The following is a 12,152-nucleotide window of genomic DNA, read 5'->3' as shown; positions in this document are numbered from 1 at the left end:
GATTCCGTCAAGATTTTCCCGCGCCATCCCCGTCTAGCCGGAACCCAATGCCCCACACCGCCTGGATGTACTCCTTGCCCCCGGCCTCCCGGAGCTTTTTCCGCAGGTTGCTCACGTGCTGCTTCAGGGAGTATTCCGTGCAGTCCGGGGTGTCCAGGCTGATGCGCTCCAAAATCACGGACTTTGCCACCGCCTGCCCTGGGTTTTGGAGCAGCAGCTTCAAAATGGCGTACTCCGTCTTGGTCAGGTGGACGGGTGTGCCTCTCACGGTGACTTGGCGGCTAATGGTGTCCAGCTCCACGTCCCCGGCCCGCAGCACAGGGGAGAGGGGAGCGCTCCCCTTCCGCAGCTGCACCTGGATGCGCGCCAGCAGCTCGGGAATCTCAAAGGGCTTGGTCAGGTAGTCCGCCGCCCCGCCCAGCAGCAGCTTCACCTTGTCATCCACCCCCACCTTGGCGCTGACCACAATCACCGGCACCCCAGCAAGGTGGGGCAGAACCTCCTCCCCGGAGAGGCCGGGCAGCATCAAATCCAACAGGGCCAGATCAGGCCGCTGCTGAGAGAGCAGGTATACCGCCTCTGTCCCAGAGTAGGCCCGCTTTACCTGGAAGCCCTCCTTTTGCAGCACCTCCTCCAGCAAATCCCCAATGGTCTGGTCGTCCTCAATGATGGCGATGGTTTTCACAGCAACTCCTCCTTTGCGCGGCTTGCCTGTATACAGCCTAGCGGAGTTTGCAGCGGTTGTCAAGGGTGGGGGGCAGGGGCTACTCCCCCGCAAAGGCGATCTCCACATTGCCGTTGTTGCAGGCGGCTTCCAGCGTCTTTTCCCCACCGGTTTTGGAATCCGGAAGGGTGCTCTCCCCTTTTTTGACGGAGCACTGTATGGAATAATCGTCATAGCTTCCCGCTACTGTGCCGGAGATGTCCCCGTTTTTGACGTGCAGGCGCAGGCTGCTTCCCACGGACAGAGTGGCAAAGCGCACGCTGCCGCCGTTGGAGGAGAGGGAGACGCTGCCCGTCACCGCCAGCTCTGGGAGGGTGATATCCTCGTTGGTGGTGGAAATCTCCAGGCTGTCCAAGAGGCCGTCGGGCACCTGCACCGTGATTTTCCTGTCCTCCCCGCCGGCGCTGACCCCGATGTAATCGGTCCACTCCTTGTTGGCGGCGCTGGTCATGGTCACCACCTTTTCGTCCGAGAGGGCAATCTCGTAAAACTCCTTGCTGTTTTCCCTGTACTGAATGTGCACCTGTCCATCGGGGGAGAGGGCCACCTCCACCTCCCGGTCCTCCACGTCCAGCTGCACGCCCTGAACTTGCCCCTCCGGCGTGTAGGTTTTGGCCTCAAAGGGCTCGCTGCTGCCGGAGCAGCCCGCCAGAACGAGACATCCCAGCCCCAGGCACAGGGCAAATGCAATTTTCTTTACCATACTATTCCCTCCAATTCTGTGTTTCAAAGCGGCATACATAGCGCGTGGTGTGTGTGGTTTCTTCCATCAGGCGGAACCCGCAGGCCAGGAGCAGCGCCCGGGAGCGCCCGCCCTCCTGCTCCAAAAGGGCCTCCACCTGCTTTACCCCTTGGATTTTCAGCCCCCGCAGGATGTGCTCCAAGGCTGTTTCCTCCAGCCCCTCCTGCCGGAACCGGCCGTCCACCATAAAGCGGCAGAGGGTGGCGGTTTCGGCGTGGCGTTCCGGCCGCTGGTACAGGAAAACCCAAGCGTATCCTCCTGTGCGGCGTAAAATTGGCCGTTGCGTTTTGTGGTGCCTGATGCTAAAATGAAGTATAAACCTTTGTGTAGCACAAAGGTCAAGGGGGGAATAATGGATGGACCGCTTTTTTTCCGTGGGAGAGGCTGCCAAGGCTGCCAACACCACTGCCGAAACCCTGCGCCACTATGACCGCATTGGTTTGGTGAAGCCCAGCAAAAAGGACGAATGGACCCGCTACCGGTATTACACGGAGCAGGACATTGTCCGCCTGAACACCGTGCGGGCTCTGCAGCTGATGGACCTGCCCCTGCAGGAGATCAAGCGGGTGCTGGAGTACGACGACCTGGAGAAAATCATCGCCTTTTTCCAGCAGGCGGAGAAGAGGGCCGATGAGAAAATTGCCGCGCTGCAGTTCAGCAAGGCGAAAATCCAGCTGGCCAAGGCGGACTATGCGCGGAATTTGGAGCAGCAGCGCCAGTCCCGCAGCGCCTTCCTTAAGGAGTACCCCCAGCGGGTGATTCTGCTTTCGGACACCCTGGAAATGCCCACCCTGGAAAACCTTTGGAATTACCTGGGGCATTTCTATGAGAAGCTCCCCGCGGGATGGAAGGAAAAGTTTGCCTTTGAGGACTTGGCCGGCATTTACACCGAGGGGGAAAGGGCCAGGCTGTTTGCGCTGTGCACCCGCTATGCGGAACTGGAGGGGCTCAAGACGCTGCCAGAGGGGAGTTACCTGTGCGCCCACTGCACCGAGGAAACCAGGGGCAAAGCCTTGGAGGAGCTGCTGCGCCTGGCCCGGGAGGAGTATGGAGAAGAGCCGTCCTTTACCGTGCAGCTCATTGTGGTTTCAGGAATTTTGCAGTGGAATTATGAGGTGCAGGTGTATGTTGGGGGATAGGATGGGTCAACGCGGTAGGGCCGGCTTCCGTGTGGAGGGGTCTTTGTCCCCCAAAGCGGACGGTGTAAGGCTGTTTTGGCCAAACGGAAAAGATTTGTGATAATCTTCCCTTGCGGCAATGGGCCGGAATCCATATAATAATAATTTAGAAAAAAGAGGGAGGAATGAGGGTATGGAATACCTCACCGTGAAGGAAACCGCCGAAAAGTGGAACCTCTCGGACCGTATGGTGCAGCAGTTCTGTGTGCAGGGGCGCATTCCGGGCGCACAGAAATTTGGAAAGTCCTGGGCTGTTCCTGCCAATGCGGAGAAGCCCAAGGACCCCCGCAAAACCCAGGGCCAGCCGGCGGACGGCGCAGCAAGCCTGATGGGCGGCCTGCTGGACCACGCAAGTTTGATGCCCCTGATGAACACCCCTTTCCAGCCGGGACACTGCCTGGAGGCGGTGGAGGCCATGCCCGCTGGCCCGCAAAGGGATATCGCGTTGGCGGAGTACCACTATTTCAGCGGACAGGCTGGGGCAGCGGCACAGGAGGCGGAGGCCTATCTGACGCACTCCGATATGGGAGCGCGCCTCTCCGCCTGTTTGATCTATGCCTATGCCAGCTTGTCCCTTGGGGAGATTTCGCGGGCCCGGTTTGCCCTGGGAGAATTGAGGGCTTTTCTGTCTGCCGCGGGGGAACAGCTGTCCCAGTTCCGGGCAGCCTCGGCCTTTGTGGCGTCCGCCGCTGCGGTGCTGCTCCATCTGCCGCTGCCGGAAACCATGCCAGACGTGGAGAGCTTTCTTCCCCTGCTGCCCCCGGGGCTGAGGGCCTTTGCCCTGTATGTGCAGGCCCATTACCTCTACCTAAAGGAGGAGTACGGCCCCAGCGCCGGCATGGTGGAGGCCACCCTTGCCATGGGGGCGGCCAGTTACCCCATTCCCGCAATCTACCTGCATTTGGTTGCGGTGATGGACTACATGAGCCTGAAAAAGCCGGACCAGGCGCAGGCCCATCTGCTGGCGGCATGGAAGATTGCCCAGCCGGATGACTTGATTGAGGGCTTTGGGGAGCACCATGGGCTTTTGGGCGCCATGCTGGAGGCGGTGATTAAGCCAAAATGGCCGGAGGATTTTAAGCGGATCATCGCGATTACCTATCGCTTTTCCGCGGGCTGGCGCAAAGTGCACAACCCGGAGACAGGCCATGATGTAGCGGATGACCTGACCACCACCGAGTTCGCAATCGCCATGTTGGCGGCACGGGGCTGGACAAACCAGGAGATTGCGGAGCACCTGCATATTTCAGTCAACACGGTGAAAAACCATATCTCCGAGGCGATGCGGAAGCTGGATGTGGAGAATCGGAAGGATTTGAAAAAGTACATGCTGCGATAGGGGATGCCCGCGGGAAAGGCCGTGGGCATTCTCTGTTTTATTTCCTGTTTTCAAGCTGCCAAGCGCCCCCAGCTTTTGGAAAGCCTCCCCATCCCACAGCGCGGTTTTTACAAAAATTTCTTGTGTTTTTTACGGAGCTATGGCATGATATGTATAAACCATCTTGTTTGGAAGGATGAAGTCTCATGGCAACAGGCTCTTCAGAAAACGCGAAAAAATTTACAAAAACAGAAAAGAGCTGGATTCTCTACGACTGGGCCAACTCGGTGTACGCCACCAACATTATGGCGGTGCTGTTCCCCATCTACTTTGGCAATGTGTGCGCCGCCGCTGGGGCGGACAACTTGGTGCTGTGGTCCTACGGCACCTCGGCGGCCACCTTCCTCTGCGCGGTGCTGGCCCCGGTGCTGGGCTCTCTGGCCGACCACAAGGGCCATAAGAAGCGGCTGTTCGTGGCCTGCCTGGTGTTGGGCGTGGCCTTTACCCTGTTCTCCGCCCTGACAGATGATTACCGGGGCCTGCTGGTGGGGTATGTCATCAGCCACATTGGGTTTTCCGGCTCCTGCCTGTTTTACGACGCCTTTTTAACCGACGTGACCACCCGGGAGCGCATGGACCGGGTCTCTGCCTGGGGCTACGCCATGGGCTATATCGGCGGCAGCACCATCCCCTTTATCTTGGCCATTGTCATCCTGTTTGTCATGGGCATGGAGAATCCGGTGGCCTTTAAGCTGGTCATCCTGCTCACCAGCGTGTGGTGGCTGGTGTTCTCCATACCCTTTTTAAAGAACGTGCATCAGGTCCATTATGTGGAGGCGAAAAAAGGCCTGGTGCAATCTACCTTCCGAAACCTGTGGGCCACCGCCAAGGACATTTTTACCCATAAAGGGGTGTTCTTGTTCCTGTTGGCCTACTTCTTCTACATCGACGGGGTGAACACCATCATCTCCGTATCCACCTCGTATGGCACGAAGCTGGGCCTGGACACAGTGAGCATGATCCTGGCCCTGCTGGTCACCCAGATTGTGGCCATGCCCTTCTCCATCCTTTTCGGCAGGCTGGCAGGGAAGGTGGGCGCCATCCAGCTGCTGCGGGGGGCTGTGGGCGTGTACTTTGTCATCACGGTGGTGGGCTTCTTCATGGGATTCAATATCGAGCAGAACCCCGACAGTGAAAGCGCCCTGGCTCTGTCTCAGGTCCTGTTCTGGTGCATGGCCTTTTTGGTGGGCACAGTGCAGGGGGGCATCCAGGCCCTGTCCCGCAGCTATTTCGGCAAGCTCATCCCCGCGGAGCGCTCCAACGAGTACTTCGGGTTTTTCGATATCTTTGGCAAGTTCGCTGCGGTGCTGGGGCCCCTGCTGGTGGGGCTGTTCACCCAGTTCACCGGGCGGGACTCCATCGGCGTCATCAGCTTGGCCATCCTGTTCCTGGTGGGAGAGGCGATCCTGCTGGCGGGAAGGAAAACGCTGGTTTCTACGAAAGAGTAAACAGCTGCAGAAAACCTTGTCTAAAGGGGCCGCTTTTCAGGGCGGCCCTCTTTTTTGCGCTGGTGCACCCCGGGCAGGGGGGAGGGGTATCCGATTGAAAGCGGTTGACAACCCTGAAAAAACTGGGTACACTTTCCTAAGAAAGCGTCCCGAGAAAAGGACAGAATCCTGCCGGGGTTCCAGGGAGCGCTGGACCCCGGCATGTCGGTATAGGAGGCAGAAAGCATGTCGGTACAGGCAAAACGGCTGGATCATTTTGAGGAGGGGATCTTCTCCTCCATTGAACGCAAGGTGGTGGCATATCAGCAGCAGGGGCGGGAGGTGTTCAACCTTTCCGTGGGCACGCCGGACTTCCATCCGCCGGAGCAGGTGATGCAGGTGCTCTCTCAGGCGGCGCTGAAGCCGGAGAACTACCGCTATACCCTGCGTGATTACCCGGAACTGCGGCAGGCTGTGGCAGAGTACTACCTCCGCCGCTATGGCACCGCCATCGACGGCAGCACAGAGGTGGTGGCCGTTCACGGCACCCAAGAGGGGATGGGGCATTTGGGCATGGCCCTGTGCAATCCCGGCGACGTGGTGCTGCTGCCCAACCCTGGTTATCCTGTTTTTGAGGCGGGGGCCTGGCTTGGGGAGGCGGACCTGCAATTCTACCCCATGACCCGGGAGAACCATTTCCTTCCCCGGCTGGAGGCCATCCCTCCGGAGACTTGGAGGCGGACAAAGTACATCGTCACCTCCTATCCCTCCAACCCTACCGGCGCCATCGCCCCCCGTTCCTTCTATGAGGAACTGATTGCGTACGCCAAACGCTATCATTTCTACATTATCAACGACAACGCCTATTCCGATATTGTGTTCACAGAGGGCAGCGGCTTTTCTTTCCTGTCCATCCCCGGGGCAAAAGAGGTGGGCGCGGAGTTCTTCTCTTTGAGTAAGTCCTTTAACTTGACGGGCGCCCGGCTTTCCTTTTTTGTGGGAAACCGGGAGCTGGTGTCCGCTTTGAGCCTGCTGCGCTCTCAGCTGGATTTTGGCATTTTCCTGCCCCTGCAGCTGGCGGCAGTGGAAGCCCTCCGCGTTCCGCGGCAATACGTGCTGGACCAGTGCCAGGAGTACCGCAAGCGCCGGGACGCCCTGTGCAATGGCCTGCGAGAGGCGGGGTGGCCGGTGGAGGACAGCCAGGGCACCATGTTTGTCTTTGCCAAGCTGCCAAAGCGCTGGGAAGGCCGTTCTGCGGCCTTCTGCGAGGCTTTGGTGGACGCCTGCGGCGTGGTGTGTACCCCGGGCGCCGCCTTTGGCTCTTTGGGAGAGGGGTATGTGCGCTTTGCCCTGGTGCGCCCGCCCCAGGAGCTGGCCCGGATTGCCCAATACATAGGGGCCAGCGGGCTGCTGGCTTAAAGGCTGTTCCCTGCAGCGGGCTTTCCCTGGTGAGGAACCCATCCAATCAAACCGCATGGCTCTGGCCCAAATGGACCAGAGCTTTTTTGATGGGAAAAACAGCCTTCTGGGGGAATAATTCAGGTTGGTGCGGCGCGGCGGCAGCAACGAGTTTTTAGACCAAAAATATCCTTTTTCGCTATAAAGTCGATTTTTTTTACAAAAAGATTATCTATGCTTATCTTTTGTTAATGAATTTTCCGTGGAGTGGATGTATAATTTTTGGGTATAGTAGCGGCGTAATATGGGACAGAATTTGACCATATTATCCAATTTTGGGGGAATTGTATCTGGCTAGGGGGAACAGCCTTATGGAGATGGATTTATTTGGGTTTTATCAAGAACACTTTTATGTAAGAGATGAAAGGCTGTTGTCCTGCCTGGTGGAAAACAGTAAAGTGCGGTTGGTTCCTAAAAACGAGGTGTTCCAGCGCATGGGGCAGGTAAACCCCAATTTGGACATTATGGTCCATGGGCTGGTTCGCGGTTTTTTTCCTGATTGCACCGGAAAAGACATCACAGACTGCTTTGAGTTTTCCCCGGGGATCCCTCTGATGACCAGCTTTGAGCTCAATGAGGTTTCTGTCATCAGCATGGAAGCCCTTCGGGAGACGGTCATGGTCTCCATGCCGTTGGCGCGCTTGATGCCTTTTTTGGACCACCCCGCTGTGATGCGGTTCTACGTCCAGTTTTTAAGCAGGGCCCTGCGCCGCCACTGGGAGAGCAAGATGATCCTTTCCCAATATTCTGCAAAGGACCGGTACCGGTGGTTTCTGGGGAAGTATCCCGGGGTGATAGACATGGTGAACCATCACTATGTGGCGTCCTTTTTGGGGATGACCCCGGTCACCCTTTCGCGGATTCGCAGCGCAGAGCGCCAGATGGATGGGGTAGCTCCAGAGGAGCGCGCGCCCGGCATGCAGCTGTCTTGCAGATGTCCTTGACCGAAAGATTGAATGGGAAGTGAACTGGGCCCGCCGCGCTTTTCTGCGGCGGATGAAGGGAGGAGAGCGCTATGGATGATTGGGGCGGTATCATCGCTGTGATTTTCGTGATCGTTTTGATTGTGGTTGTGGTTTACTGCATTGTGATGATTGCCTCCCTTCTGGCCATGGTGGCTGGCGGGGCGGGAATCCTGTGGGGCGGCGGCACAGCGGTGCTCAACTACGGCAGGTCCTTTAAAGAAAATATGATCGACAGCAACACCAAGAAGCTGTAATATCCAGCTGACGGAATATCAGCCGTAGCCCTTTGGGATACGGCGATATTCTTTATTGCCTGTAAAAAAGGGGGAAAAACCATGGCGGCAGCGGCGCAGCCAGCGCGAAAAAGTTATTTTTTTGAAAAAGGATATCAGGATATAGCAGCTACCATCAAAGGCGCCTGGACCCGAAACGGCGCTTCGATCCAGCGGTATCGGGACCATTTGAATGGCTTAGGGGATAAGGGCGTAACGGCTCGGGTCTTTTTAGCCATTGCCAACATTCTGGCCATGGCGGCTGTGGTGGTGTGCGGCTCTTTGATTACGGCGGCCATCACCCTGGTGAATGTGCTGGTGCTGGTGGTCTTTATGGCCGTTCTCTACCTGGGCTTTACCGCAATTTGGGCGGTGGACCGCCTCTATCTGGTACATAAACGGATTTTTACCGCCTGCCATGAGTGTAAGAAGAAAAGTCTGATCCCCACCTACCTGTGCCCCAGGTGCGGCGCAAAGCACACCAATTTGACCCCTGGCGTATATGGGATTCTGCGGCGCACATGCAGCTGCGGGGAAAAGCTCCCCACCACCTTTTTTAACGGGAGAAAAAATCTGGAGGCCGAGTGTCCTCGATGTGGGCACCGCCTTGCCGACCGGGAAAGCCGTCCACTCTGCATCCCTGTGGTGGGAGGCCGTTCGGTGGGAAAGACGGCCTTCATCACCGCATTCTCCAAAGAGTTCCTTGAAACCGTGGCCCCGCAGAAGGGGCTGGAGACGGAGTTTTATAACGGCAGGAAAGAAAGAATCTACCAGGAGATTGTGCAGGATTTTCAAACGGGGAACACCCGCATAACAGACCGCCCCCAAGATGTGAAGCTGGCCAGCGCCGTGTCCTTCAGCTTTTTCGTAAAGCACGCCAGCCTCTCTCCCGAGCGGCTGGTGCACATCTATGATATCGCCGGAGAGGTGTTCACGAACAACGATGAAAATGAGGTGCAGCAGCAGTACGAATACTGCCAGGGCATTGTCTTTATCCTGGACCCCTTTGCCATCCCGGAGGTCCGTTTCCAGTATGAGGAGCTCCTTTCCCCAGAGGATCTAGCAGGTATTGGCAGGGCTGATTTAAACGACGTCATTGATTCCTTCCTCAATAAGCTGCGGGAGGTCACAGGGCTTTCTGACAGCAGCATGTCCACAGTGCCTCTTGCGGTGGTTATCAGCAAAATTGATTCCGCCGGGCTGGACCAGGACGTGGGCCAGCGGGCGGTGGAAAAACTGATGAAAGCCCAGCCCCAGGTGTTTACCGATTTCTTCAACACACAGGACTATCTTTGCCGCAAATTCCTGCGGGAAAATGGCATGGAGAGCTTTTTGAACAATATTTCCCTGCAGTTCAAAAACAACCGCTTTTTTGCCTGCAGCGCCATTGGCCACAGCCGGGGAAAAGGCCCCTATCGGCCGGAGGGCGTGCTCCCGCCCATGGAGTGGCTGATTCAAAACGCGGACCCCAAGCTGGGCCAGTTGTGGGGCGAGCATGTATTTCCCAAAAAGCCCCTAAGCGCCGGCCCTGCCCAATATTGAAAGGATAAGGAGGTCGTAAGAGAGATGAAAGAGTTTGACCTGTTCCAGGAACAACCCTCCCTGCCCCTGGAGGAGGCCGCGAAAAACGAAGTGCCCGATGGGGAGCCCCCTCTCCTGGCGCAGGAAGACGCACCGGAAGAGGAGGCAGCTTCCCCAGAGGAAGAGTCCTGCCCAGAAGAAGCTGTCCTTGACCAAGGGCAGGGCGCGGAAGAGCCTCCCTGCCCGCCGGAATGCCCAGCCGGCCCTTCCCTGCAGGAGGTGTTGGAAGCGCAGAAGCAACTCCTTCAAAAGGTGGAGGAGCTGCAGGCTCTCTTCCAGTCCCGGATCCTTCACACGGATCACGAGGAGAAGATTGTGGACCAAATGCACCACGAGCTGCAAAAGCACCGGGAAGGGCTCTATGCCCAGCTGGTGCGCCCCATCCTGCTGGATGTCATCCAGGTGCGGGACAGCATCCGGCGCATGGCCGCTGTCTATTTGGAAAGGCCCGCGGGCCAGCAGGATATCCCCAACAAGATTTTTGCCGGGTATGCCCTGGATTTGCAGGATATTTTGGAGCGCAACGAAGTGGAGGTTTATGACACCGCCCCTGGGGAGCCCTTTGCCCCCCTGCGGCAGCGGGTGGTAAAGAAGGTTCCTACCGGAGAGGAGGAGCTCCATGGCAAAGTGGCGGCCTCCCTTTCTGATGGGTACAGTTACAACGGCCGAACCCTTTCCCCTGAGAAAGTGGCGGTTTACACCTATGAGAAACCTGTTCAGGAGACTGAGAAAAGCGAGAAAAGTGAGGGAATGAACAATGGCTAAATATGTTTTTGGAATTGATTTGGGAACCACCTATTCCTGCATTGCCTATGTGGATGAAACCGGCCGGGCCACGGTTATCAACAACCAAGAGGGCACCAACACTACCCCCTCGGTGGTGAATTTTGCAAGCCCTACCCAGGTGGTGGTGGGCCAAGTTGCCAAGGAGAACGCTGTCATCGACCCCCAGAACACGGTCTCTCTGGTCAAAACCCTGATGGGAAAAAGCAATTTTGCCATCAGCTACAATGGGGAGGACGTCAGCCCTGAGGAGGCCTCCTCTTACATTCTCCGCAAGCTTGCGGGGGATGCCTCTAAGCTGATTGACGCCGAGGTGAAGGACGTGGTCATCACCTGCCCGGCCTACTTCGGCACGGCTGAACGAACCGCCACCAAAAACGCTGGCGAGATTGCCGGCTTGAATGTTATCGAGATCATCAGCGAGCCCACCGCCGCGGCCCTCTATTACGGCTGTGCCAAGGAGCAGGGCGAGAAGACCGTGCTGGTGTATGACCTGGGCGGCGGCACCTTCGATGTGACGGTTATGCACGTCAGTCCCGGCAAGATCGAAATGGTTTGCTCCGACGGCAACCACGAGCTGGGCGGCAAAAACTGGGATGACGCCGTGATGCAGTACCTTGCCTCTGAGTTCTGCTCGGAAACAGGTTTTGACGGGGACTTTGACGAGTACGCCCAGCAGGACCTGCGGCTGAAGGCTGAAAAGGCCAAGCAGCAGCTGAGCACCCGGGAGAAGGTGCCGGTGATGATGGACGCCGCCGGCCTGCGGGCACGTGTGGAGATCACCCGGCAGACTTTTGATGAAATTACGGAGGCCCTTCTCAATGAGTCCATTGAGAAAACCGATGCGGCCATTGCTTTGGCAGCCGAGAGGGGCTACACCATTGACGAGATTCTGCTGGTGGGCGGCTCTACCCGTATGCCCCAGGTGACTAAAATTTTGACGGAGAAATACGGCATGGAGCCCAAAATTTTGGAACCGGATGAGGCTGTGGCCAAGGGTGCCGCCATCTACGCTCTGGGAGCCTACGAGGTGAAGGTGGAGCAGTGGAAAGAGATGATTGAGTCCGGGCAAGCGGACATGACTGACACGAAAACCCGGGAGGAGGCCGAGAAATACAGCGAGCCTGCCGTTGTCACTACCAACGAAATTCCCGGCCTTCGGGGCCATCGGATGGACGAGGTGGTCACTGTGGTCACTTCTAAGAGCTACGCCCTCCAGGTGGTTCGCAATGGCGAGGACAAGTGCTGTAACATGATTATCAAGGATGTACTGATGCCCGGCGGCTCTCTCAGCGTAACCCGGCAGTTTGGCACGGTGGATGCCAACCAGGAGACTGCGGAACTGGTGGTGTTTGAGAACGATTTCCACGACGAGTATTTCGATGTGGACACCGATTTCATTTTGGGCAACGCCACCCTGGATCTGCCCGGTAACCTGCCTGCAGGCGCGCCAATTGAAGTGACCTTTACCTTGAATAAAGAGGGAATTCTGGAGGTGACGGGAAGGGATTTGACCACAAACCGTGAGATCCACGCCACCATGCAGGCAACCGCCGGCACCATTATGTCTAAGGAGGAGGTTGCCGCGGCTAAGGCCAAGTCAAAGGGCATTGCTGTGGAATAAGCTTTCGGAAAGGACCGTTT

12 protein-coding genes are annotated in these 12,152 nt (G+C 57.3%); 9 read left to right on the top strand and 3 right to left on the bottom strand.

Features of this window, described 5'->3' with window-relative positions:
• Positions 1–7: 7 nt before the first annotated feature.
• From ODJ80_RS04410 to ODJ80_RS04400, 3 genes are all read right to left on the bottom strand, one after another.
• Positions 8–685 (bottom strand): response regulator transcription factor, encoded by a 678-nt coding sequence (locus ODJ80_RS04410; protein WP_263041085.1) that lies wholly within the window; start codon positions 683–685, stop codon positions 8–10.
• 79 nt (positions 686–764) lie between these two features.
• The gene (locus ODJ80_RS04405) at positions 765–1,427 is read right to left on the bottom strand and encodes a DUF4097 domain-containing protein (RefSeq protein WP_263041084.1); all 663 of its coding nucleotides are present in this window, start codon (positions 1,425–1,427) and stop codon (positions 765–767) included.
• 1 nt (position 1,428) lies between these two features.
• Positions 1,429–1,608 (bottom strand): hypothetical protein, encoded by a 180-nt coding sequence (locus ODJ80_RS04400; RefSeq protein WP_263041083.1) that lies wholly within the window; start codon positions 1,606–1,608, stop codon positions 1,429–1,431.
• Between the two features lie 214 nt (positions 1,609–1,822).
• Here ODJ80_RS04400 and ODJ80_RS04395 point away from each other — a divergent pair, with 214 nt between their 5' ends.
• From ODJ80_RS04395 to ODJ80_RS04350, 9 genes are all read left to right on the top strand, one after another.
• On the top strand, positions 1,823–2,605 hold the full coding sequence (locus ODJ80_RS04395; RefSeq protein WP_263041082.1) for a MerR family transcriptional regulator: 783 nt from the start codon (positions 1,823–1,825) through the stop codon (positions 2,603–2,605).
• Positions 2,606–2,777: 172 nt separating this feature from the next.
• A complete protein-coding gene (locus ODJ80_RS14080) occupies positions 2,778–3,983 on the top strand; it encodes a LuxR C-terminal-related transcriptional regulator (RefSeq protein WP_317619861.1) in 1,206 nt (401 codons plus the stop codon).
• A gap of 185 nt (positions 3,984–4,168) precedes the next feature.
• Entirely contained in the window at positions 4,169–5,470 is a 1,302-nt protein-coding gene (locus ODJ80_RS04380; protein WP_263041081.1) for an MFS transporter, read from the top strand.
• Between the two features lie 225 nt (positions 5,471–5,695).
• Positions 5,696–6,868 carry an aminotransferase class I/II-fold pyridoxal phosphate-dependent enzyme gene (locus ODJ80_RS04375; protein ID WP_263041080.1) on the top strand — a complete coding sequence of 391 codons (1,173 nt, stop codon included), beginning with the start codon at positions 5,696–5,698 and terminating at the stop codon, positions 6,866–6,868.
• Between the two features lie 350 nt (positions 6,869–7,218).
• Positions 7,219–7,851: a Crp/Fnr family transcriptional regulator gene (locus ODJ80_RS04370; RefSeq protein ID WP_178862790.1), complete on the top strand. Its 633-nt coding sequence runs from the start codon at positions 7,219–7,221 to the stop codon at positions 7,849–7,851.
• 71 nt (positions 7,852–7,922) lie between these two features.
• Positions 7,923–8,126: a hypothetical protein gene (locus tag ODJ80_RS04365; RefSeq protein WP_178862792.1), complete on the top strand. Its 204-nt coding sequence runs from the start codon at positions 7,923–7,925 to the stop codon at positions 8,124–8,126.
• A gap of 81 nt (positions 8,127–8,207) precedes the next feature.
• Positions 8,208–9,686 carry a TRAFAC clade GTPase domain-containing protein gene (locus ODJ80_RS04360; protein ID WP_263041079.1) on the top strand — a complete coding sequence of 493 codons (1,479 nt, stop codon included), beginning with the start codon at positions 8,208–8,210 and terminating at the stop codon, positions 9,684–9,686.
• 24 nt (positions 9,687–9,710) lie between these two features.
• Positions 9,711–10,490, top strand: coding sequence for a nucleotide exchange factor GrpE (gene grpE / locus ODJ80_RS04355; RefSeq protein ID WP_263041078.1), 780 nt, complete (start codon positions 9,711–9,713; stop codon positions 10,488–10,490).
• A complete protein-coding gene (locus tag ODJ80_RS04350) occupies positions 10,483–12,132 on the top strand; it encodes an Hsp70 family protein (protein ID WP_263041077.1) in 1,650 nt (549 codons plus the stop codon). The genes grpE and ODJ80_RS04350 overlap by 8 nt, the downstream gene beginning before the upstream one ends.
• The last annotated feature ends 20 nt before the right edge of the window (positions 12,133–12,152 follow it).

Origin of the sequence: Acutalibacter sp. LFL-21, assembly GCF_025630755.1 — a bacterium.
GTDB lineage: Bacteria > Bacillota > Clostridia > Oscillospirales > Acutalibacteraceae > Acutalibacter > Acutalibacter stercoravium.
Note: the sequence above shows the minus strand (reverse complement) of the source record. Positions and strands in the feature narration are given on the sequence as shown.

Excerpts from the sequence above, each read along its gene's own strand:
- ODJ80_RS04405 (WP_263041084.1), bottom strand. The coding sequence starts at position 1,427 with ATGGTAAAGAAAATTGCATTTGCCCTGTGCCTGGGGCTGGGATGTCTC.
- ODJ80_RS04395 (WP_263041082.1), top strand. The coding sequence starts at position 1,823 with ATGGACCGCTTTTTTTCCGTGGGAGAGGCTGCCAAGGCTGCCAACACC.
- ODJ80_RS14080 (WP_317619861.1), top strand. The coding sequence starts at position 2,778 with ATGGAATACCTCACCGTGAAGGAAACCGCCGAAAAGTGGAACCTCTCG.
- ODJ80_RS04380 (WP_263041081.1), top strand. The coding sequence starts at position 4,169 with ATGGCAACAGGCTCTTCAGAAAACGCGAAAAAATTTACAAAAACAGAA.
- ODJ80_RS04375 (WP_263041080.1), top strand. The coding sequence starts at position 5,696 with ATGTCGGTACAGGCAAAACGGCTGGATCATTTTGAGGAGGGGATCTTC.
- ODJ80_RS04370 (WP_178862790.1), top strand. The coding sequence starts at position 7,219 with ATGGAGATGGATTTATTTGGGTTTTATCAAGAACACTTTTATGTAAGA.
- ODJ80_RS04365 (WP_178862792.1), top strand. The coding sequence starts at position 7,923 with ATGGATGATTGGGGCGGTATCATCGCTGTGATTTTCGTGATCGTTTTG.
- ODJ80_RS04360 (WP_263041079.1), top strand. The coding sequence starts at position 8,208 with ATGGCGGCAGCGGCGCAGCCAGCGCGAAAAAGTTATTTTTTTGAAAAA.
- grpE (WP_263041078.1), top strand. The coding sequence starts at position 9,711 with ATGAAAGAGTTTGACCTGTTCCAGGAACAACCCTCCCTGCCCCTGGAG.
- ODJ80_RS04350 (WP_263041077.1), top strand. The coding sequence starts at position 10,483 with ATGGCTAAATATGTTTTTGGAATTGATTTGGGAACCACCTATTCCTGC.